Consider the following 22,499-nt stretch of genomic DNA (forward strand, 5'->3'; position numbering starts at 1 on the left):
CGTCCAGCCTGATGAAAAGCACGCTCTATCTTCTTTCGGTTCTGCTGCTGGTTTCGGTCGTGGGCTTTGGGCAGCGCCCGCCCGCCATCAGTTCGCCCGACGTGCACCCGGATCACCGCATCACGTTTCGGTATTTTTCTAAAAAAGCGCAGAAAGTAACGCTGTACGGCGAGTTTCTGAAAGCACCGGTCGCCCTGACGAAAGATACATCCGGCATCTGGAGCGTGACGGTACCGCCGGTCAAACCGGATCTTTATCCGTACAGCTTTTCGGTCGATAGCGTTCAGATGGCCGACCCGAACAATACCTACCTCTTTGCGAATGAGCGCTTTAAACGCAGCATCGTCGATGTGCCGGGCGATCAGCCGCTCGTGCATTCGCTCCAGAATGTGCCGCACGGAAAAATCAGCTACCGGTTTTATCGATCAGGGACGTTGGGAACCACCCGGCAATTGCTGGTTTACACGCCACCCGGTTTTAACCCCAACGGCAAAACGAAATACCCGGTTTTGTACCTGATTCACGGCGGTTCGGATACGGAGGAAACCTGGACCAAAGTGGGCCGCGCCCACCTGATTGCCGACAACCTGATTGCCCAGGGGAAAGCCAAACCGATGCTCATTGTGATGCCCTACGGCAATGTCCGCCCGAGCCCGATGCCCGACTTTACCAAAGAGATGGTGACCGACATTGTGCCGTTCATCGAAGCGAATTACCCGGTCAGCAAAGACAGTAAAAACCGGGCGGTGGCCGGTTTTTCGGTGGGCGGTGGACAGACGTTAAACATTGGCCTGACCCATCCCGACACGTTTGCGTACATATGCTCGTATGCCCCCTATACCGCCACGGAAGAATTTAAAAAGAACTTCACCGACTGGTCGCCCAATGCCGGGCAGCTGAACGGACAACTGAAGCTGTTTACAATCAGTGTGGGCACCGACGATTTTCTGTATGAACCCGTCAAAAAGGACATCGCGATGTTCAGGGAAAAGGGCCTGAAGGTGGAGTCACAGATTGTGCCGGGCGGCCATACCTGGATGAACTGCAAGCTTTATCTGGCCACTACGTTGCCGCAGCTTTTTAAATAGGACATAGATACCCTTAATCCTTTACTACCATGACGCGTAAAACCATAGCCGGATTGTTTATCGCCGTTTTCATGAACGCACCCTGTTTCTCGCAGGCCAGCCAAACGGCGGTTCTGGAGGATTTTAAACCCTCCACGCTGAATCAGCCGGGGCAGGAATTCCCGCAGGTAAACTCCCAGGGCTACGCCCGGTTTCGGGTCAAGGCACCCCAGGCCGACAGTGTTCGGGTGAGCCTGGGATTGGGCGGTCGGGGAGGAACCAGACTCGCCAAAGGAGCCGACGGTTTCTGGACCGGCACCACCGAAGGCCCGCTCGACGAAGGCTTTCATTACTACCATTTAACCGTGGATGGCGGGATCTTCAACGATCCCGGTGCGTTGAATTACTACGGTTCGGTCCGGTGGGAGAGCGGCATCGAAATTCCCGCGCACGATCAGGCGTTTTACGCCCTGAAGGACGTGCCCCACGGCAGCGTGCAGCAGATTCTGTTTCCGTCCAAAAGCACCGGCACTTCGCGCCGGGCGTTTGTCTACACCCCGCCCGGTTACGAAAAAGACAAAGCCAAAAAGTACCCGGTTTTATACCTGCAACACGGCTGGGGGGAAGACGAAACCGCCTGGAGCAACCAGGGACGCGCCAATCTGATCATGGACAACCTGATCGCCGACGGCAAAATCAAGCCGTTTGTCATTGTGATGACCTACGGCATGACCAACGAGGTGAAATGGGGCCGCATAAAGGATTTCAAAATTGAACACTTCCAGACGGTTTTGGTCGACGAGCTGATTCCGTACGTGGATGCCAATTTCCGCACCCTGGCCACCAAGGAAAACCGGGCGATGGCGGGCCTTTCGATGGGCGGCATGGAAACCCACGCTATCACGCTCAACAAACCGGACGTTTTTGGATCCTACAGCCTTTTGAGCGGTGGCGTCTACACGCCGGACGAGCTCACCGGAAAACCCAAGGCCAAACTGATCTTCCTGAGCTGCGGCAGCAAAGAAAATCCCGACCGCGTCAGGAAGGCGGCTGCCGATTTGAAAGCGGCCGGTTACAACGCGGTTTCGTACGTTTCCGAAAAAACCGCCCACGAATTCCTGACCTGGCGTCGCAGTTTGCATGAGCTTGCTCCCCTGCTGTTCACCAAGTAAAAAGCCTGAAAACCGACCTGTCACATGAAGATTAGTTTATTTCTGAACCGGGCGTCCGTCGCCGTTGCGACTGCCTTTCTTTTATTCATTAACACGGCGGGTTATTCGCAAGTCCGCGAAAAAGAAATGCCCAAAGGGTTCGATCAGGTGCGCCCGGGCATTGCCACCGGTAAACTGGACTCGGTGCAGTACGCGTCAAAAACCGTCGGTACGAGCCGCAAAGCCCTGGTTTATACGCCACCGGGGTATTCGAAAAAAAAGAAATACCCGGTTTTGTATCTGCTGCACGGCATTGGGGGCGATGAAAAAGAATGGCTTCGGGGGGGCAATCCGCAGGTGATTTTGGATAATCTGTACGCGGAAAAGAAACTTGAGCCGATGATTGTGGTGATGCCCAACGGCCGCGCCATGAAAGACGACCGCGCCGTGGGCAACGTGTTTGACAAAGACAAGGTGGAAGCGTTCGCTACGTTCGAGAAGGATTAGCTGACCGACCTGATTCCGTTTGTGGAGAAAACGTACGCCGTCCTGAAAGACCGGGAACACCGGGCCATTGCCGGGCTGTCGATGGGGGGCGGGCAATCGCTCAATTTCGGTCTGGGGAATCTCGGTCAGTTTGCCTGGGTAGGCGGTTTTTCGTCGGCACCCAACACCAAAAAACCGGAAGAACTGGTGCCCAACCCGGAAGAAGCGAAAAAGCAGCTGAAACTGCTTTGGATTTCGTGCGGTGACGCCGACGGACTGATCCCGTTCAGCAAGCGCACCCACGATTATCTTTACGCAAACCACGTTCCGCACGTGTATTACATCGAGCCGGGCGTACACGACTTTAAAGTCTGGAAAAACGGCCTTTACCTGTTTTCCCAGTTTCTGTTTAAACCCGTTGACAAGGCTTCCTTAACCAGCTATACCCTGCTGGGCTCACCAGCCTCCACCAACATCCGGTCCGCCAAATACCCGCAGATTTTGCCCGACAACCGGGTGGTTTTTCGGGTCAAAGCGCCGGAGGCTCAGATGGTCCAGATTGATCTGGGCAAAAAGTGGGCGATGGTGAAAGACACCAGCGGTTTCTGGACGGTCACGACCGATTCCAGCAGCCGGGGGTTTCATTATTATTCGCTGCTGATCGATGGCGTGGCCGTTGCCGACCCGGCCAGCGAAACGTTTTACGGCATGGGACGGATGGCGAGCGGCATTGAAATTCCGGATCGGGACGGGGGCTATTACGCCCTGAAAGACGTACCGCACGGGGATATTCGGCTGAAACGCTACCTGTCAAAAACTTCAAACACCTGGCGCGAACTGTACGTTTACACCCCGCCGGGTTACGACCAGTCGGCCGAGAAATACCCGGTTTTATACCTGCTGCACGGCGGGGGGGAAGACCAGCGCGGCTGGGCCACGCAGGGGAAAACGGACCTGATTCTGGATAATCTGATTGCGGAAAAAAAAGCGAAACCGATGCTGATCGTCATGCTCGACGGGAATGTGAACAATGCCGGAGGGCTGGCTGGCTTCAACGAAACTGTGTTGCGGGCGTTTGAAAACGAATTGAAACAGGGCGCCATTCCGTTTGTCGAAAGCAACTTCCGGGTGCAGGCCGACGCTAAAAGCCGGGCCCTGGCGGGGCTGTCGATGGGCGGGTTGCAAACCCTGTACGCCGGAATCAAAAACACCGATCTGTTTTCGGCCCTGGGTGTGTTCAGTTCGGGCTGGTTTGCCAACAATCCCAAGCTGTCCGACCCGCAGTACGAATTCATGAAAGCCAACGCCGGCACGATCAACGGCAACCTCAAGAACCTTTGGATTTCCATGGGCGGGAAGGAAGACATTGCCCATCAGAATTGTCAGCTCATGCTGAAAAAATTTGATGAGCTGGGCATCAAGTACCAGTACAGCGAGTACGCGGGCGGCCACACCTGGCCGGTTTGGCGGCACGATTTACTGGGATTTTCACAGGTGCTTTTTAAGTAAAAACCGGGTACCGCAGGTCCTATATAAACGCATCAAAATCAAATGAAAAGAACGTTCACCACTGCTTTGGCAGCGGGCCTGCTGGGGGCCTCGCTGACCGCCCTGGCGCAAACCAACGGGGGCAGGACGCCGGTTTCGCAGCCGCTCGTCTCGCACATTTACACGGCCGACCCCTCCGCGCACGTTTTTAACGGTAAAATTTACATCTACCCCTCCCACGACATCGATGCCAAGAACGTCAGGGAAGATGACGAGGGCGGGCATTTTGCCATGCGCGACTACCACGTACTGTCGATGGACAAGATCGGCGGCCCCGTCAAAGACAATGGCGTTGCGCTGGATCTGAAAGACGTTCCCTGGGCGGGACGCCAGTTGTGGGCGCCCGATGCCACGGTCAGAAACGGGACCTATTACCTTTATTTTCCGGCCAAGGACAAGCAGGATATTTTCCGGATCGGCGTGGCAACCAGCAAAAGCCCGACGGGGCCGTTCAAGGCCGAACCGGACCCTATCCTGGGCAGTTACAGCATCGACCCTACGGTTTTTCAGGATACCGACGGCAAGGCGTATCTGTACTTTGGGGGCATCTGGGGGGGACAGTTGCAGCGCTGGGACAACAATCAGTACAACCCGAAAGGCGCGTTAAAGAAAAAAGAGGAGGTGGCGTATCAGCCCCGCATGGCCCGGTTGAGCGCCGACCTGAAAAGCTTCGCCGAACCGGTTCGGGAGATCCGGATTCTGGACGAAAATGGCAAGCCGTTTCTGGAGAAAGACAACGACAAGCGGTTTTTTGAAGCGGCCTGGCTCCATAAATACAACGGCAAGTATTACTTCTCGTATTCGACCGGCGACACCCACAACCTTTGCTACGCCACCGGTGACAACCCGTACGGCCCCTTTACGTACAAGGGTATCGTATTAAAACCGGTTCTTGGCTGGACCAATCACCACTCCATTGTGCTGGTTGATAAAAAATGGTATCTATTTTACCACGACGTTCAGCTCTCCGGCAAAACCCACCTTCGGAATGTAAAAGTAACCGAGCTAACCCATAACCCGGATGGAACGATTAAAACCATCGATGCTTACAAGTAAGTTGATACCTGATTTGAAACAAAACCGGTTAGGTCTCAACGACCTGCCCGGTTTAATCAGCCTCTACCCCATTCGACCATGCGAAAACTAAGCTCTTATGTGCTGATTGCGTTGACAGTCGGTTTTATAGCGCCTGAAAAAGGGCTGAAAGAGTACTACAAAACCTATTTTCCGATTGGCGTGGCCGTCAACCCGCGCATGGTGCAGCCCGGCCCGGATGCCGAGTTGATCAAAACCCATTTCAACAGCATGACACCCGAAAATGCGATGAAGATGGGGCCGATTCATCCGGAAGAAAACCGCTATAACTGGACCGATGCCGACGCCATTGCCAACTTTGCCCGGCAGAACGACATTAAGCTGCGGGGGCACACGCTCTGCTGGCACAACCAGACGCCCCGCTGGTTTTTTACCGATTCGACAGGGAAAACCGTGAGCCGGGAGGTGTTGCTGACCCGATTGAAACGGCATATTTCGGACGTAGTAGGTCGCTACAAGGGCAAAATTTACGCCTGGGACGTGGTCAACGAAGCCGTTCCCGACGCCGGGCCCGAGCTGTACCGGAAGTCAAAATTTTACGAAATCATTGGCGAGGAGTACATCGAGAAAGCGTTTGAATTTGCCCACGAAGCCGACCCCTCCGCCCAATTATTTTACAATGATTACAATACCGAAAATCCATCGAAGCGGGACCGGATTTATCAGTTGGTCAAGAAACTGAAGGACAAGGGGGTTCCTATTCACGGCGTAGGGCTCCAGGCGCACTGGTCTATTTACGAACCTTCCGCGCAGGAGCTCGAAGCATCCATTCTGAAATTCGCCAGTCTGGGCCTGAAGCTGCAGTTTACGGAAGTGGATTTGTCCGTTTACCCCAAAGAACACGAGCGCCGGGCCCGTCGTGAAACGGACAAAAGCGAGTTTACACCGGAAATGAATGACCGGCAGGCCGCTCAATACAAAATGGTATTCGACCTGTTCCGCAAGCACCGCGATAAAATTACCGGGGTAACCTTTTGGAACCTGAGCGACAAATATTCCTGGCTGGACAATTTTCCGGTTCCGGGTCGGAAGGATTATCCGTTGTTGTTTGACCAGAACGGCCAGCCCAAGAAGGCCTTTGAAGGGGTAGTGAAGTTTTAGCGAAGCAAAAACCTAGTTCTTAAAGTTGGCCCGGAAGCTCGATGGGGAGTCTCCCGTCTTCACCAGGAATAGCCTGCTGAAATAAGCCGGGTCTTGATAACCCAGGTCATAGGCAATTTCCTTTGCCGTCAGGGACGTGTGTACCAGCAGTCGTTTGGCTTCCAGGATAATCCGGTTTTTGATCACCTCATTCGGCGGTGGCAGCCGCAGGCGGTTAAATTTGTGCGTGATGGTTTTGGGCGCCATGCAGAGAAAATCAGCGTAATCGGCGACGGTGTGTTTGGCTTTATAATGCTCTTCCACCAGCCGGGTAAAGGTGCGAAACAACTCCAGATCGCTTTGCTGTTCGGTCACTGCGTTGTCCAAATGCTGCCTTTTCCAGGAGCGCGTGGCCCGGATCAGCAGTTGTTTGAGGTAAGTCCGGACCATTTCCTCCAGCGAACTGTCGTTCAGGTTAAATTCCTGGATCATTTCCGTGAACAGGTACTCGAGAAAAGCTTTTTCTTCGTCCGAAGCTTCTACTTTGGGCATGTTCCGGATGTTGTTGAACAGCAGACCATCGCAGGCCACCTCCTGATCGTGGATTTGAATGCAATAGAAATCGCGGTTGTAGAAAATGAAATAGCCACTTTCCGGACCAGCTTTCTCCATTTGTAGGTATTGGTTGGGACTGATAAAGAAAAGGGTCGGCCGCTGCGTTTCATAAACGGAAAAATCCACCCTAAGCTTGTAACCAGCTGGCAGATAGAGGATTTTAATGTATTGCTTATAGAGGGGGCCGTTGATGATGTCCGTCTGATCCGGATTTACGGGCAGTAGTCCCAGGGTCCTTAAATTCGTATTGAACAGGGTTTTACTCATGTCTAAAGACGCACAGGAATGGTTTTTTTTCTCCGATCCGATAGAGGATGGCGGTATCTGGGAAGCTACTACCCGCTTCCCAGATACCGCCAGGCGCTTAGCTTCGGGCAAATTTTTCAAGCTCGGCGTTAAATTTATCCATTTCCTCCAAGAAAAGGCCATGGCCGCTCTTTTCAAATCGGACCAGGTATGAGCCTTTGATTCGTTTGTGCAACTGTTCCGCCTGGGCGAAATCACACAATTTATCGTTCACGCCATGAAATATTGCCACCGGCATTTTGATTGTAGCCAGCGCCGGGCGAAGGTCGAGGTCGCGTAATGCCGTAATTGCTTGCGTGGTCGCGTAGGGTGAGGCATCCAGGTTAATACTTTCGAGCCATTTGATCGATTCCTGGGAAAGCCCCCCTTCCTGCCCGGCAAAGCCTTTGCCAAAACCGGCTACCAACTGCTGCCGGTTGGTTTTGGTCTGCTGGATCAGCGCAGCAGCGTCCTGGTCGGAGATGCCATACGGATAGCCATCCCGTTGTTTCCACGACGGACCCGATGAGCCGAATAACGCCAGCTTGCCGATGTGTGCCCCGTTGTATTTAGTCACGTAGTGGAGCGTTACGGCGCTGCCCATCGAAAAGCCCCCGAGTACGGCGTTCTCAATTTTCAGTTTTTCCAACACCACTTTGATATCGTCGGAGAACGTGTCAAAATCGTATTTTCCGTAAGGTCGGTCGGATTTACCGAAACCGCGCAGGGAAATGCCGATCACCCGGAATCCTTTTTCAACCAGGTACTGATACTGGTATTCATACATCGCGTTGTTCAGCGGCCACCCGTGGATGAGCACCACGGGCTGGCCCTTGCCCAGATCAATCACGTGCAGTTTTACATTTTTTTCTACTTCAATGTACTCTTCCCGGCCTGCTGCCGCCGGCTTGCGGGTTTGTGCAAATAGCGATTGGCTGTAGATAAGAGTCAAAACTAATCCGATGGTCAGTGCAATGGTTTTCATGTGAATCGTATGTTTGTGTTAAAAAGTAATCCGCTAGCTGTTAGCAGATTGTCGTTGGATTCGACATTGCAAAGGTGGCACACGAAACCGCCGGGAAAAATGGATAAAAGGCCAAGCGCCTTGTACATTTTTCCCTGACCTCCGTTTGGGACAGCTTGCGGGTGGCATTGGCGGTTTTCGCCTGCTGGGAGCAGGCAGGTAACTTCATTTCGCGTAAAAAATCGCTAGTTGATCCAATCGCTTTTTAACAAGGGGGTTTTTCATGGGTTCGAAACGGGCCAGCTCGGCTTTGTCTTTCGTGACCACCACATAAAAAGGCTGATTCAGCCGGGTAGTCAGGTGATGGATCGTGGCCAGTTCAGCGATATCCTCAAACCAGGCAGCCATGGCATACAAGGAAGGGTACGGTGTCTGGGCGAGCTTCCGGTACACGTCCGCTGCCTGGCTGATGGGCACGGTCTGGCCGCTTCGGAAACGGGTTTGTTCCAGCAGCGAATCAAGGTATTGCGGGTCGGGGGTATTCATCGTGCGCCAGACCTTTTTTGTGAACGGGGTTGGTTCAACAACAGCCTGTCTTTCGGAAGGATGAGGAGTAAGTTCCAGCACCGCGTCGACAAGGTGCGTAGCCTCGTGCATCAATACGTAAATGAGGGCGTCCAGGTCGCCTCCTTCAACACGCAGGGTATACCTGGCATCACCCGCCTGCTCAAAGCACGTATTTTCTTTCTTCGAGGCCCACTCTGAAATGGTTTCGTCCAGTAAGCCCGCCCGGAAGGTAATGTTGAATTGCTTCGGTACACGGCCTGAATCAACCGGCGACGTTAAGGCGGTATTGGGCATGTTATCCATAAAGCTGATGCTGTGCAAATGCTGTTGCAACATGCGCTGATGCAAAGGCGGCAAGAGGGCAAACGCTTTCTTCACCTTTTCCCGTTGAGCCGCCGTTAAATTCCGGTTAAGGGGCTTCATTCCTGCCGCCCGGAACAGGCGGAACACACTTTCAGGAGCCGGTTTTATCCGCTGCGAGGGCTCACTTTTGTCCGTGTGATTCGCCGTTTGCGCCGAAGAAAATGCCGGGAAAAACAGCATGGCCAACGCGAATAGTGCTACTGTGAATCCCGGTTTTGTGATCATAATTGGGTTCAATGGATAAGCGTTTGGTGGTTTTGCGGGATGCTCCGGGAAGAAACCTTCTTTCTCCCGGAGCCATTTCCGCGAAGATACAGGCTTCACGGTTATTCCGTGATCCGTAACGAGCGGATTAGTGCATGAGTCAGTTCAAAGTGATGTTGCATCACGGCCGGGCTTCCGGGAAATGTGCCGGTTACTTCCACCGTGAGCACGGCCTTCGAGCCGGTTTGGGGGAAATCCTTCAGGTTTAACCGCATCTGGTTCTTTGGGGTCGTCTGCTGGATCCACGGCTTCATTTCGGCTCTGCCCGCCCAGGACGAGCCTTCATCCGAACCGGTGACTTCCTGGGTGAAGTGACGGTCTCCCTTATATTTCTTCGGTCAGCTTTTTAACCTCCCGAAGAGCCATCTCCATCAGATTTTGTCCGTGTTTTTCAATCAACAGTTGCTGCTCCTGCATTAGCGCATTGTAGTCGCTGTTGGTCAGTAAGGAGAGCAGACGAACCTGGTTGGATAAAATAACCTGCTGGGAGGCTGCCGTCTGGCAAACCAGGGGAAGAATGGTTTTTAACAAAGCATTCGTGATGTGTGATTGCATGATCGGTAGTTTTTGAGATGATCTCAGTTGACAAATGGATCCAATTGGAAGGCGGTTTTATCCGGAAGCTCCCGTTATTTATTCGTTTCCTTGACATCTTCCAGAATGTTTTTGACCAGCTGCAGCACCTCCCGGCCCGTCATTTTTACCAGTTCCTTGTTGTAGAGTTGCTGCTTTTCCCACTCCACTTTTTCAACCCGGTATTCCTTGACGGTTTTCTTTAATTCCCGGGTATTTTGATGCACGTAGGCCGTGATCCAGGCGGGTGTAAAGTCGGGCCACTCGTCAAATTCCGGGTCAAGTTTGTTTTGCTTGTAGCGAATGAGCTTTTCCAGCGCTGGGAAAACAATGGCTTCCAGCAATTCGGGGCTCTGATGCAGAACCGAATCCTCCGCATCCGGCTTACGGGTTTCTCCCAGGTATTTATCCAGTACGTCTAACTCATCGGTTGACAAAAGCTGATTCATCGGTTGTTGGCCCAGGGGCCGTTTATGGTGTCGATATGCAGATAAGCCCAATCCGCCCGGAAGTGTTTACCGGGTTGATCAATTCTTCCGATTTCCTGAAACCGCCTTTCAATCCCCGACAGTCTGCTCCATAATACCCTTGATTCCGCTTCAACCTGCCAACATTTTCACCGCTGTTCGGTTTTAAGGGCATGGCTACCCCAACCAAACCGACTACGGATCTGTCGCTGACCGAAACCAGTGGTAAAGAACGTCTCCAGGCCTCCCTGACCGATTACATCACTTTCCTGCGCCGACAGCCCGCCGTTTGCGGCTCCCCCGAACAGCAGGAGACGCTGATTAAGCACGTGGCCCGGGGAAACGAGTTAATCAAACTGGTGGCGGCTGAGCGTTTGAAAATCACGCGGCAGCTCGATCAGGAGAAGCACGACTGGATGGAAGTTGAAAAGCAAATGACGGCGCCCATCCTGGAAGCGATGCAACCCCTGAAAGACGCCGTTGAGCATTACAACCGGGAGGTGCTGCGGGTACGGGAGCATCAACAGGCCGAAGCCCGCCAGCAATCGGCCCAGGCGGCTTCGGGCGAAACCACCTGGATAACGCCGGAGGTCACTTCGCTGCCCAAGGGCGTTCAGTTGAAATGGACTTTTGAGATTACCGATCCGAACCAGGTTCCCAACGGATACTGGATCATCGATGAAGCGGCCATTAAAACCGCCATCGCCGAAGGGGTTCGGCAGATTCCAGGGGTTCATATTTACGAAGAAGCCATTACGACGTTTCGCAAGTAAGGAGCTGATGACCTGACGGCGGGGCTTTCCGGATGCACCAGCCAAACACTGCCCGGCGAAGACGGGTTATATTCCCAATAAAAATAACCAGCAAGGCCCGTCATGAAAGCGTTACTCCTTTTCGTCAGTATAAACCTGGAGGTTGGATCAGCCGATCGGTTCCCTAAAACCGCATCGGGTCAGGAACCGGCTAAGTCCGTGACCGTGGCGCAGGGAGAAGTCGGCCGCTGGGCGGGCAACTGCCGCCGGTGCAGCCTGGAAAAACGGGCCTGGCCTGCCGTCAATGGCACCTGCTATTATCCGGTGGACATGGACATGAAAGCGGGGCGTTACACCATCTCCCGCCGGACCACCGGGGGCAAACTGGAAACCGCTCAACTGATTGTTACTGAAACGCCCTGCCGGCAGGAAGACCTAAAGAATTTCCCCAAAAAAGAATACGTAACGATATCGGCGGAGAACCAATCCCGGGCCGCCAAAGAAGCCGCCGTGATCAAACCCCTGATTGGCTACAAGGCCGATGTTCGTCCGGCGGTTTTTGATTTGCCCGTTGGGAAACCTTCTAAAAATCTGCCGAAAGGGGAGGGCAACTTTGGGGCCTGCCGAACCTTGGAGGGCCAGCCCCGCGACCGGCATACCGGGCAGGACTATCCGGTTTCCGCCGGCACGTCAGTCATCAGCGTGGGCAATGGACGCGTCTTGCTGGCTGCCGATCATTTTTACAGCGGCAAGGCCGTTTACATCGATCACGGCAACGGACTGATCAGCGAATATTTTCACTTGAAAAGCTACCAGGTAAAGGCGGGGCAAACCGTCACCAAAGGGCAGGTGATTGGTCAGGTGGGCGAAACGGGTCGGGTAACGGGTCCGCACCTGCACTTCGGAGTGCGTTGGCACGGAGCCTGCGTCAATCCGGGTTATTTGCTGGTCGATCCGTCCGATTTGCCCCAGGTGAAGTTATAAACAGAGGGCCAGGCAATTCCACTAGATCGTCCGTAAACGAGTCCATCCGAATTCATTTGAATTTTTTAAAGACTTCCGGCATCGTTTCGGGGTCAAGGCTCGCCATATCCACCAGCTTTAACGACTTGACCATTTTCAGTGTCGACGTTTTATACTTCTGAAAATGCGGTGATTTCAAATGAGCCTGGTAGGCAGCCCGGTTGGCGTACAGTTCCAGCAGCCTGATTTGGGTTGGATTTTCCCGCTGAAACATCGGGAAGATCGCAATGACGCCAGGCTCCTGTTTTACGGATGCGGCCGCTTCCTCTTTCAGAATGGCCTTATAAGCTTCCAGGTGCTCCGGCGCGACCTCAATTTCCGCAATTCGCACCATCAGATCCGGTTCGATGACGGGTGCAATCGGCTTGTCCAGGAGTTTTCGTAAGGCGTTCGCCTGGGTTCGGCTGATGAACGTTTCGATTAACCCGGCCACCTGCACCAACTGGCGTTCGGTCAGGCCGGTATTCATTCCCATTTTGAGGTGCGCCTGTGCCTGGGCGGTCACGCCCGGCATAGCTGCCAGGGCCGAAATGGTAATTAATTCCCGTTGCCGGTGGGTCAGCACATCACTGTCGAATACGTCGGCGAAAAGGTGTTCCTTCAAGAATGTATCGATTCGCGGGGCGAATGCACCAAAACCGGGTGCTGGTTTCGACTGTGGTGTTTTTGTCAGTTCCTCCAACACCTTTCGGCCCCGCTCGTAGGGATTGGGTTGGTCGGTAAGCGGTCGATAGTCTTTTCCCACCGGATCCCGAATGCCCTTCGCTTTGCGTTCCTCCAGCACCGCCATAAACGTGTTGATGCCGTTCAGACTTCTTGGAAAACCGCAATAGGCGTATACGTGCACCAGGATTTCCTTGATTTCATTGACCGTAAGACCAGCCTCCAATCCTGCGTTTACCTGTTCTTTCAGCCGATCCAGATCACCGGTAGCGGTTAGGGCCGAGATGACGACAATGCTTTTTTGTTGAGCATTTAATTCCGGATCAGCGGGGGGCTGGGCATTCAGGGCAGTTGTCGGAAGCAGGAGCACAAAAAACAGAAGTCCCTTAAACCGGTTGGTTTTGCTCATCGTTGCGATTCGTTCGTTTTTACTGACTGCCCGGTAGTCGTCGTCTAAAACCGGGTTTTATCCCAACCACGTTGATTGCTCCCGGGTAACGACTAACCCCTTTCGGGCGGTATACCATCGGGCCGCCGGGCGGTTGGCCCCGGCTTCAATCGACAAAGGCTCCCTTCGTGCTTGCTCGGTGGGCCTGTTTTTAAATCGTCTTCACAACTTTTGCGGGAATACCGGCCACGACCGTATTCGGGGGTACGTCGCGACTCACTACCGCACCCGCAGCCACCACCGCGTTTTCTCCCACCGTTACGCCCGGCAGAATGGTGGCTCCGGCGCCAATCCAGGCATTGCGTTTGATCAAAACCGGCCTGGGAATCAACGTCTGACGATCAGCCGGGTTAATCGGGTGGTTCTCCGAAGTCAGGTTAACCCGGGGGCCAATCTGCACCTCGTCCTCAATTGTGATGCCGCCAATATCCAGAAAAGAACAGGCGTGATTGATAAAGACATTTTTGCCAAGACGAAGGAACTGGCCAAAATTTGTATAAAACGGCGGAAAAACCGTCGTTGACGCATCAATCTCGCTGCCCGTGATTTCACTCAACCGGTTGCGCACCTCGTCAACATGGGTTGCCGTCGCATTCATCTCGACGCAGAGCCGGATGGTCCGGGCCACCACGGCCGCAAACCGGGCATACTCCGGATCATCCTTTCGCAGGATCTCCCCGGCCCGCAGCCGCTGAAAAAGGTCCAAATCTGTTGGTTCATTACTCATCCTCTTCTCATCTAACTGTTGTTGCCGCGGGTCAATGCGGTCTAAACCTTCCGAAGCAGCTTATCGGGCGAAATCGGTAAGTCACGAACCCGCTGACCCGTAGCGTTGAAAACCGCATTGGCGACGGCCCCGGCAAAACCGATCAGGGCAATTTCACCCATGCCTTTAGCTCCCATCGGGTTGATGATCGGGTCGGGTTTGTCGATCATGATCGTCTCAATGGCCGGTACGTCAGCGTGGACGGCCACGTGGTAATCGGCTAAGTTGTTATTGACAAACCGGCCGAACCGGTGGTCGATGACGGCTTCTTCGGTCAGGGCCATGCCGATGCCACCCGCCACCCCGCCGATCATCTGGCTGGCTGCAGTTTTGGGGCTGATAATCCGACCCGAATCCGCCACGCTGACGGCTTTCGACACCCGGACTACCCCCGTCAAAGGATTCACCCGCACCTGCACAAAATGCACCGAAAACGAATACATCGAATACTTCTGGTGGTCCGGCCCCGCTTTTGATTCCTTCGTTCTATCGATCACCGTCAGGTTGTTAGCCTGCATCAACGCACTGACGGCCACTTTTTTGTCCGGTTCCTTCTCAACCGAAAGAATCCCATCGGCCAGCGTCAGTTCACCGGCCTGTCGTCCGGCCAGGACACCCCCGTCTTTCGCTGCCAGTTCGATCAGCGCCTGTTTGATGGCAGTGCAGGCATCAAAAACCGCCGAGCCCACCGCCGAAACAATCGCTGAGCCGCCCTGGCTGGGCGCTTTTGGCAGGGAGGTGTCCCCGTATTCCACCTTGATCTTTTTAACCGGAACCCCCAGCACGTTGTGGGCAATCATGGTCAGGGCGGTTCCCGTGCCCGGCCCGATATCGGTTACCGCACTCTGGAGCGTCAGCGAGCCGTCGGCTTTTAGCAGGGCGCGGGCACTGGCTTCCCAGCGGAACGCATTGAACACGCCCGTGCTCATGCCGTAGCCAACCAGCCAGCCGTCCTCGCGCAGACTACCCGGTTCGTTTTTACGGTTTTTCCAGCCAATGGCTTCGGCTCCTTTCTGGTAAGCTTCCCGAAGGTGTTTGCTGGAATAAGGCCGGTTGTGTTCGGGATCGGTTTCGGTGTAGTTGCGCAAACGGAATTCAATCGGGTCGAGGTTCAGTTTATGGGCCATTTCATCCATCGCCGATTCCAGTGCAAAAGCGCCTGTGGCTTCGCCCGGTCCCCGCATCCAGATGGGCACGCTGCGGTCGAGTCGCACGATCCGGTAGCGGGTGCTGACGTTGGGGCAAGCGTACATGAATTTGGTCATGTTGACCGTTGCTTCCGTAAAGTCCTCGTAACGGGCCGTTTCGGCCGTGGCCGCGTGGGCAATCCCGATTAATTTGCCGTCCTGATCAGCACCCAGCTGGATCGTCTGCGTGGTATAGGGACGGTGGCCTACGAGGGTAAACATCTGGCTACGGTTCACCACCAGCTTCAGCGGGCGTCCGATTTTGCGGGCAACGGCAACAACCGCCGTTTCCTGCGGCCAGGTCCGCAGCCCCATCCCAAATCCGCCCCCCGTGAATTCGGTGTGGACATGGATGTTCTTCGGGTCCAGTTTAAAAGCCTGCGCCATGGCGTTTTGCGTGGCATTCACGCCCTGCGTTTTGGCGTAGATCATCAGCGTATCGGCACCCGTCCAGTGGGCCAGAATCCCGTGCAGTTCCATCGGGTTATGCACTTCGATGGGAATGGTGTAATTGGCTTCCAGCGTAACCGGGGCCGTCTGAAAGGCGTCGGCTTTTCCGCGTGAATAATCACCCGAGCCACCGCCGGGCGTAATGCCATCGGCGAGGTGTTTGTGCAAATCCGTACGAGCCGCCTGTTTAGCGTAGGTGGCTTTAACGAGCGAACCCGCGTAGGTGGCCCGCTCGTAGGTGTCGGCCACCACCAGAGCAATGGGTTGTCCGTCAAACAGAATTTTGGGGCTGCTCAGGATGCGGTAGGTTTCTTCCGTCTTGGGTTTGGGGGGTGGTCCGTCGGCCTGCCCCCCAACGGGGGCGTCCCAGCCCGGAATGGGGGGCATGTTCTGGTGGGTAAACACCCCCAGCACCCCCGGTGCACTCCGGGCTTTTTTGGTATCCAGGCTGCTGATGGTGCCCCGGGCAATTTCGCTGCCGACAAGGACGCAGTAAGCCGTATTGGGCAATTCGAAATCAGCGAAATATTTGGCCCCGCCGGTGACCTTCATCCATCCATCCACCCGGTCAATGGGTGGATTTTTTGTTTCTTTTGTCATGATCAGGCGGTTTTGGTGGCGGTTTTCAGGGCTTCGACAATCGAGTTGGGGGCCAGTGACAGCTTAAAATCGTTCTCGCCGTAGCCTTTGGCGCCTTTCATGGCTAGCGTTGCTGCCTGTTCAAAGGTGGCTTCGGTGGCTTCTTTGCCTTTTAAAAACTGCTCGGCTTCAGTAAGTCGCCAGGGTTTATGGGCGACGCCACCCATCGCCAGCCGGACGTCCTGAATGGTCTTGCCTTTCAGGTCAAGTCCAACCCCCACCGACACCAGCGCGAACGCATACGAAGCCCGGTCGCGGACTTTGAGGTAGTAGGAATGGTCGGCAAACCGATTCGTTGGCAGATCGACCGAACTAATCAGTTCGCCGGGCAGCAGCGTATTGTCTTTTTGGGGCATTTCGCCGGGCAGCCGGTGAAACTCGCTGAACGGAATCCGGCGGTCGCCCTTGGGTCCCGACACGTTTACGGTGGCATCCAGAGCCGCCAGTGCAATGCACATATCGCTGGGGTGAACCGCAATGCACTTGCTGGAAGTTCCGAAGATGGCGTGCATCCGGTTAAAACCGCCAATGGCACCGCAACCCGCGGGGCCGTTGGGCTGACCCTTGTCGGGACCGGCCTGCACCGGGCCGCGCTTGTTGCAGGGTAATGAGGTGTCGTAGAAGTAGGAGCAACGGGTTCGCTGCATCATGTTTCCACCGACGGTCGCCATGTTCCGAAGCTGCGCCGAAGCGCCCGTGTTGAGCGCCATCGCCAGAAGCGGGAAATGCTTTTTGACCAGCTCGTGGTCGGCCACGGCGGAGTTTTTAGCCATGGCCCCGATGCGCACCCCCGTGGCGGTTTTTTCAATCGTCGCCAGCGGCAGCTTATTGATATCGACCAGCCGCTGGGGAACGATAACCTGGCGCTTCATCAGGTCGATGAGGTTGGTGCCGCCGGCCAGAAAGTAGGTGCCGCTTTCTTTTGTCACCGCCGAAATGGCGGCTTTAGGGTCCGTAACCCGCGTAAATTGAAATGAATTCATCGCTTTTTTCCTCCCTGTTTAACGTCCCAAACCGCATCCACAATGTTGGCGTAGGCTCCGCAGCGGCAAATGTTACCGCTCATGTATTCGCGGATTTCCTCCGGTGAATTAGCGTGACCTTCCTGAATACAAGCCACCGCCGACATGATCTGGCCGGGCGTGCAGTATCCGCACTGAAAACCGTCGTACTTGATAAACGCTTCCTGCATCGGATGCAATTGATCCTCTTTGGCCAGGCCTTCAATCGTCGTCACCTGGCTGCCTTCGGTCGTCATCGCCAGCGTCAGGCAGGCATTGACCCGCTGTCCATCCACGTGAACCGTACAGGCTCCGCACTGGCCGTGGTCGCAGCCTTTCTTGGTGCCCGTCAGGTGGAGTTGTTCGCGCAGCAAATCGAGGAGCGTAACGCGGGGTTCGATCGACACGGTTTTCATCGTTCCGTTGATCGTGACCTGAAGCGGCAAGGGGTCGGAAACGTCGGATCCCTTCTCATTGAATCCGGTATCGATGGCTTTCACGGCAACGGGCGGAGTCAGGGCCAGCGCAGCCAGGGCGGACGATTGCTTTAAAAAATTCCGGCGGGACGAGTCAGGCATTTCCAACTCGTCACCGGGGTGTTCGTTCTGAGGCATACAGCAAAGGTTCGTGAGGTTGTTGAATGATTGGTACCGCACTCGGAACTGGATTCCCGAACCCGGCCGCATTAGGAACTGCTTTACGCTAAACACACCCGCAACGGTTATGTTTCTGAACCAGCGGCCGGAGCCCGGCCCGACGCCTTTTCAGGGCTGACAGACTCCATAAACGGTTCATTTCAGGAATCAAAGGGACGCTTACAACGTCGCCATGTCGATGACAAACCGGTAGCGCACATCGCCTTTCAACATTCGCTCGTAGGCGGTATGAATGTCCCTGATGTCGATGAGTTCGATGTCCGAAACAATGTTGTGCTCGGCGCAGAAATCCAGCATCTCCTGCGTTTCGGCAATGCCGCCGATGCTTGATCCGGCAATGCTTTTGCGCCCCGGAATTAAACTAAAGGCTAATAGGGCGGAAGGTGTTGGTGGCGCTCCCACGCAGATGTGGACACCGTCCGTTTTGAGCAGATTCAGGTACTGGTTATAATCGTGCTCCGCCGACACCGTATCGAGAATAAAATCGAAATAGCCCACGGTAGACGCAAGTTGGGCTGCATCGCGCGTGACAACAAATTTATGCGCCCCCAGTGTTCGGGCATCCGCTTCTTTGTCCGGCGACGTACTCAGCACGGTAACTTCGGCGCCTAAGGCTACGCCGAATTTCACGCCCATGTGTCCCAGGCCACCCAACCCCAGCACGGCCAGTTTATGACCCTGGCCAACCTTCCAGTGTTTCAGGGGCGAATAGGTGGTAATACCCGCACACAGTAGCGGAGCCGCTGCCGCCAAATCCAGTTGGTTAGAAATGTGCAGGACGAAATCTTCGTTTACAACAACCGTATTGGAATAACCGCCATAGGTAGGCGTTCTTTTATCCTGCTCCAGACTGTTGTAAGTCAGTGTGTTGCCGTTAGAGCAATACTGTTCCAGCCCGCGCTTACAGTTCTCGCAGTAGCGACAGGAGTCGACCATGCAGCCGGTACCGGCCAGATCACCCGCCTTGAATTTGGTGACGTGGCTGCCCACCGCCACCACCCGCCCCACAATTTCGTGGCCCGGTACCATCGGAAAGAGGCTGCCACCCCACTCGTCGCGAATCTGGTGCAGGTCGGAATGGCAAACCCCGCAGTAACTAATATCAAATTGGACGTCGTGAGGCCCCACCTCCCGGCGCTGGAAATTCCAGGGCGCTAAGTCTGACTCTTTCGTTTGAGCCGCGTATCCTTTTGCTGTAACCATATTCATTGACGCCGGAGCGGTTTGTGTCGTTTTGATTCTGAAAAATTTAGAAGCAAAGGTACCGCCCGGAAAGGTGCGCCGGGTAAAAGGATTCAAACCAATACTTATACATTTCAAACTTCGGCCTGCCGAAAGGCGCGTGGATTGGTACCCGTGAACTTTTTAAAGAAGTTGTTGAAATACGAAGGATATTCAAAGCCCAGCGCGTAGGCCACATCCGAAATATTCCAATCGGTATGGTGGAGCAGGGCCCGGGCTTCGCTGATCACCCGTTCGGCAATGTGGGCCGTGGTCGATTGACCGGTTACCTCGTTGACGGCCCGGTTCAGGTAATTAACGTGGACATTCAGGCTTTTGGCGTAGTCCTGCGCCGTGGTCAGTTGCAGCGGACGGTCGATGGTCTCAATTGGAAATTGGCGTTCTAGCAATTCGAGAAAAACGGAGGTAATGCGCGATGCCGCATTCGTGTGGTGATCAAAGTTCTGGGAAGGCTCTAATTTGAGGGCTTCGTGAATGATCAGGTGGATGTAATTGCGGATCAGATCGTCTTTGTACAAATACGTGGTCTGCTGCTCCTCGATCATTTTCTGGAAGATGGCGTTCAAAAACTCCCGCTGCTGCGGGCTTATGGTTAGGATGGGAGTGCCGCTGAGCTTGAAAAAAGGGGAGTTCTGCAAGCTCTCCGACCGGTCCGACAGCTTCAAGGAATCCTCCGAAAAAAGGCAGGTATACCCCACATAGGTGGTCGAGATCGTTTCCCAGGAATACGGGATGTGCGGGTTGCCAAAAAACAAAACCGTATCGTTCGCTTCAAAACTCCGGTCCGCGTAATGGATGATGCTTTTGCCGGTGGTCAGGCAGATTTTGTAAAAATCTTTCCGGCTGTAAATGCGGGTGGCGTTGCTGTCACTCTCGATCGGGAAGACATTGAAGCCTTTTAATTTGAGTTCCGTATTGAACTCCGAAACCGAATGGGTCCGTTGATTTGCCATGCCCAAAGTTATGAAATTCAAATCAACTTTCGTTCCCACTGCCGTGTTCTTAATGGTTGTGCCCAATTCCTGCCGTACGTTGAGCGGATGCCCGAAGCGTACGACCATGAACGATTCATCAGCCACTTGATTAGGCAAAAATCTGCCCAATCGATCCTGAATGAAGGCCTACGTTGATACGGTTTTCTTACCACAAGGTTCAAAAAGCAGGTTAGATATTTTGGTGATTTTTTTGTCTTTTTGTATGAACGTTTCGTGCAGGCCTTAAAAACCGTAGTTCACAGAAAGATGATTCCAATCGGCAGACGAGATTTTTTAGCCCAGCTAGCCCTGTTTACCGCAGCGGTTTCTGTTCCGCACGGTGGTTATTCCATTGGTAGCCCACCGGATGAATTCCTTGAAACGGAAACGGCTCATGGCCGCATCCGTGGGGTGCGGAAAGATGGCGTTAATCTGTTCAAAGGAATTCCGTACGCCGGGCGTACCTCCGGTGATCGCCGGTTTCGCCGGGCTGCTCCCCTCGAGCCCTGGACGGGCGTTCGGGATGCGTTGCAGGTGGGGCCACCGGCCATTCAGCCGCCCCGTCGCCATGAGCCCACTCCCTCGGAAGATTGCCTTTTCCTGAACGTCTGGACTCCGGCCAATGACAACCGCAAACGGCCGGTCATGTTTTACAGCCACGGGGGCGGTTTTGTAATTGGCTCGGGCGCATCAGCCGGGCAGGATGGCTCCAATCTGGCCCGCAACTTTGATGTGGTCGTGGTTCAAACCAACCACCGGCTGGGACTGCTGGGCTTCCTGTACCTGGATGAGCTGGCCGGGACTGACTACGCCGGGTCGGGCAACCTTGGCCTGCTCGACATCACGGCGGGCCTGAAATGGGTGCGGGAGAACATTGGCCGGTTCGGGGGCGATCCTGATAATGTGATGATTTGGGGTGAATCCGGGGGCGGGGCCAAAACCGCCTGTCTGTACGCCATGCCAGAAGCGGCTCCGTATTTCAATAAAGCCTCCATCGAAAGTGGACCGGGGGTGCGGATGACGCCCAGGGAAGTCGCGGCCGAAACCACCGCCACGCTGCTGAAGGAACTGAACATCGCACCCAAAGACTGGCGAAAACTCCTGGACGTGCCAGCCGCTGAGCTGCTGGCGATGCAGGGTAAGTTGCCGTTTATCCCACCTTTTCAGGAGAAGAACCGGAATCAGGGCGTGATGCGTCGAAATTACGGCGGATTTGGCCCCGTGGTCGATGGCGTTGTGTTACCCCATCATCCCTTTGATCCGGCCGCCCCGGCTATTTCCCGCAACAAACCGCTTTTGGTGGGCTGGAATGAGGATGAATACACCTTCTTTGCCTGGGAGCGCAAAGACACCGCGTTTGCCAACCTGGATTTCGACAGCCTGCCGAAAAAACTGGAACCGCAGTACGGTGCCGATGCGGGGAAAATCGTCGATACGTACCGCCGGGCCAACCCCGGGGCGTCGGCTCCGGCCATCTACGTTGCGGTTTCGTCCATCACCATGATGGGCCTGGGATCGGTCGATATTGCCGAGAAAAAAGTGAAGCAGGGCGGGGCACCCGTCTACCTCTATAATTTTGGCTACAAGTCCGAAAAGAAAATTCCGGGCACCGATTATGCGATGGGAACACCCCACGCCATGGATATTTCGTTCAAGTTCAACAATGAACTTCCACCCCGCGACGGCTCCGAGCCTAAGGAAAGTTTCTTCGGTGGCAACCGGCCCGAACGGTTTGTGGCTTCGCGGCATTTCGCCGAATTGTGGACGACCTTCGCCCGGACCGGCCAACCGGCGGCCAAAGACGTTCCGGTGTGGCCCGCCTATAATCTGAAAACCCGCCCGACGATGCGGATCGATGCAGACTGCCAGATCATTGAAAACCGGTTCAATCAGGAGCTTGCCCTGTGGCGGGCCCTTGGGAAACTATAGTGGACTTCCCAGGCTCCCTCCTTGAATAGAGCTACCCTCAATATTCAAATTTTCGAAACCCGCCCGGCCGTCGGATGGAAGGGCTGCCTCCTGCGTTGGGATAAAAACCAGCGTCAATCCGGCAAGCTGCTCGCCAAGGTCTTCCCGCCAGTTCGGCTATTCACCCGGCGGGGTCCGCCAGAAGATCGGAGAATCAGGCAGATGGTAACCCTTTCAAAGATGTTTGCAACGTGCGCAAAACAGA

At 54.7% G+C, this 22,499-nt stretch carries 20 protein-coding genes and 1 pseudogene; 8 read left to right on the forward strand and 13 right to left on the reverse strand.

Annotation, left to right across the window (positions count from 1 at the left end; all coding sequences use genetic code 11):
* The first annotated feature begins 11 nt into the window (after positions 1 to 11).
* The 5 genes and pseudogenes from ACYVHX_RS06620 (at position 12) to ACYVHX_RS06640 (ending at position 6,448) form a co-directional block, all read left to right on the forward strand.
* Entirely contained in the window at positions 12 to 1,088 is a 1,077-nt protein-coding gene (locus tag ACYVHX_RS06620) for an esterase (protein WP_460670846.1), read from the forward strand.
* 29 nt (positions 1,089 to 1,117) lie between these two features.
* Entirely contained in the window at positions 1,118 to 2,239 is a 1,122-nt protein-coding gene (locus ACYVHX_RS06625; RefSeq protein WP_460670847.1) for an alpha/beta hydrolase-fold protein, read from the forward strand.
* A gap of 126 nt (positions 2,240 to 2,365) precedes the next feature.
* A pseudogene (locus ACYVHX_RS06630) lies at positions 2,366 to 4,213 on the forward strand (alpha/beta hydrolase-fold protein).
* Between the two features lie 42 nt (positions 4,214 to 4,255).
* Positions 4,256 to 5,308 carry a glycoside hydrolase family 43 protein gene (locus ACYVHX_RS06635; RefSeq protein WP_460670848.1) on the forward strand — a complete coding sequence of 351 codons (1,053 nt, stop codon included), beginning with the start codon at positions 4,256 to 4,258 and terminating at the stop codon, positions 5,306 to 5,308.
* Between the two features lie 78 nt (positions 5,309 to 5,386).
* A complete protein-coding gene (locus tag ACYVHX_RS06640) occupies positions 5,387 to 6,448 on the forward strand; it encodes an endo-1,4-beta-xylanase (RefSeq protein ID WP_460670849.1) in 1,062 nt (353 codons plus the stop codon).
* A 12-nt stretch (positions 6,449 to 6,460) separates the two neighbouring features.
* Here ACYVHX_RS06640 and ACYVHX_RS06645 read toward each other — a convergent pair whose 3' ends face one another.
* From ACYVHX_RS06645 to ACYVHX_RS06670, 6 genes are all read right to left on the reverse strand, one after another.
* Complete coding sequence (locus tag ACYVHX_RS06645; RefSeq protein WP_460670850.1) at positions 6,461 to 7,099, reverse strand: helix-turn-helix domain-containing protein; 639 nt, start codon at positions 7,097 to 7,099, stop codon at positions 6,461 to 6,463.
* A gap of 307 nt (positions 7,100 to 7,406) precedes the next feature.
* Complete coding sequence (locus ACYVHX_RS06650) at positions 7,407 to 8,312, reverse strand: alpha/beta fold hydrolase (RefSeq protein ID WP_460670851.1); 906 nt, start codon at positions 8,310 to 8,312, stop codon at positions 7,407 to 7,409.
* A 204-nt stretch (positions 8,313 to 8,516) separates the two neighbouring features.
* Entirely contained in the window at positions 8,517 to 9,446 is a 930-nt protein-coding gene (locus ACYVHX_RS06655) for a hypothetical protein (RefSeq protein ID WP_460670852.1), read from the reverse strand.
* 101 nt (positions 9,447 to 9,547) lie between these two features.
* Positions 9,548 to 9,739: a hypothetical protein gene (locus tag ACYVHX_RS06660; protein WP_460670853.1), complete on the reverse strand. Its 192-nt coding sequence runs from the start codon at positions 9,737 to 9,739 to the stop codon at positions 9,548 to 9,550.
* Between the two features lie 70 nt (positions 9,740 to 9,809).
* On the reverse strand, positions 9,810 to 10,040 hold the full coding sequence (locus ACYVHX_RS06665; RefSeq protein WP_460670854.1) for a hypothetical protein: 231 nt from the start codon (positions 10,038 to 10,040) through the stop codon (positions 9,810 to 9,812).
* A gap of 74 nt (positions 10,041 to 10,114) precedes the next feature.
* Positions 10,115 to 10,507 (reverse strand): hypothetical protein, encoded by a 393-nt coding sequence (locus tag ACYVHX_RS06670; RefSeq protein ID WP_460670855.1) that lies wholly within the window; start codon positions 10,505 to 10,507, stop codon positions 10,115 to 10,117.
* Positions 10,508 to 10,698: 191 nt separating this feature from the next.
* Between ACYVHX_RS06670 and ACYVHX_RS06675 the strand changes: the two genes are divergently transcribed.
* Together ACYVHX_RS06675 and ACYVHX_RS06680 are read left to right on the forward strand one after the other, a co-directional pair.
* Entirely contained in the window at positions 10,699 to 11,298 is a 600-nt protein-coding gene (locus tag ACYVHX_RS06675; protein ID WP_460670856.1) for a hypothetical protein, read from the forward strand.
* 102 nt (positions 11,299 to 11,400) lie between these two features.
* Entirely contained in the window at positions 11,401 to 12,261 is an 861-nt protein-coding gene (locus ACYVHX_RS06680; RefSeq protein WP_460670857.1) for a M23 family metallopeptidase, read from the forward strand.
* A gap of 52 nt (positions 12,262 to 12,313) precedes the next feature.
* On the opposite strand, the gene ACYVHX_RS06685 is transcribed toward ACYVHX_RS06680, so the two are convergent.
* From ACYVHX_RS06685 to ACYVHX_RS06715, 7 genes are all read right to left on the reverse strand, one after another.
* Entirely contained in the window at positions 12,314 to 13,372 is a 1,059-nt protein-coding gene (locus ACYVHX_RS06685) for a carboxymuconolactone decarboxylase family protein (protein WP_460670858.1), read from the reverse strand.
* 190 nt (positions 13,373 to 13,562) lie between these two features.
* On the reverse strand, positions 13,563 to 14,138 hold the full coding sequence (locus ACYVHX_RS06690; protein ID WP_460670859.1) for a DapH/DapD/GlmU-related protein: 576 nt from the start codon (positions 14,136 to 14,138) through the stop codon (positions 13,563 to 13,565).
* A 41-nt stretch (positions 14,139 to 14,179) separates the two neighbouring features.
* Positions 14,180 to 16,414, reverse strand: a complete 2,235-nt coding sequence (locus ACYVHX_RS06695; RefSeq protein ID WP_460670860.1) for a xanthine dehydrogenase family protein molybdopterin-binding subunit — start codon at positions 16,412 to 16,414, stop codon at positions 14,180 to 14,182.
* Positions 16,415 to 16,416: 2 nt separating this feature from the next.
* Complete coding sequence (locus tag ACYVHX_RS06700; protein WP_460670861.1) at positions 16,417 to 17,436, reverse strand: FAD binding domain-containing protein; 1,020 nt, start codon at positions 17,434 to 17,436, stop codon at positions 16,417 to 16,419.
* On the reverse strand, positions 17,433 to 18,068 hold the full coding sequence (locus ACYVHX_RS06705) for a (2Fe-2S)-binding protein (RefSeq protein ID WP_460670862.1): 636 nt from the start codon (positions 18,066 to 18,068) through the stop codon (positions 17,433 to 17,435). The genes ACYVHX_RS06700 and ACYVHX_RS06705 overlap by 4 nt, the downstream gene beginning before the upstream one ends.
* A gap of 201 nt (positions 18,069 to 18,269) precedes the next feature.
* Positions 18,270 to 19,313: an NAD(P)-dependent alcohol dehydrogenase gene (locus ACYVHX_RS06710; RefSeq protein WP_460670872.1), complete on the reverse strand. Its 1,044-nt coding sequence runs from the start codon at positions 19,311 to 19,313 to the stop codon at positions 18,270 to 18,272.
* A 113-nt stretch (positions 19,314 to 19,426) separates the two neighbouring features.
* Positions 19,427 to 20,413 carry a helix-turn-helix domain-containing protein gene (locus tag ACYVHX_RS06715; RefSeq protein ID WP_460670863.1) on the reverse strand — a complete coding sequence of 329 codons (987 nt, stop codon included), beginning with the start codon at positions 20,411 to 20,413 and terminating at the stop codon, positions 19,427 to 19,429.
* A 180-nt stretch (positions 20,414 to 20,593) separates the two neighbouring features.
* Here ACYVHX_RS06715 and ACYVHX_RS06720 point away from each other — a divergent pair, with 180 nt between their 5' ends.
* Positions 20,594 to 22,255, forward strand: a complete 1,662-nt coding sequence (locus ACYVHX_RS06720; RefSeq protein ID WP_460670864.1) for a carboxylesterase/lipase family protein — start codon at positions 20,594 to 20,596, stop codon at positions 22,253 to 22,255.
* The last annotated feature ends 244 nt before the right edge of the window (positions 22,256 to 22,499 follow it).

It is taken from the genome of Larkinella ripae, from assembly GCF_054780775.1.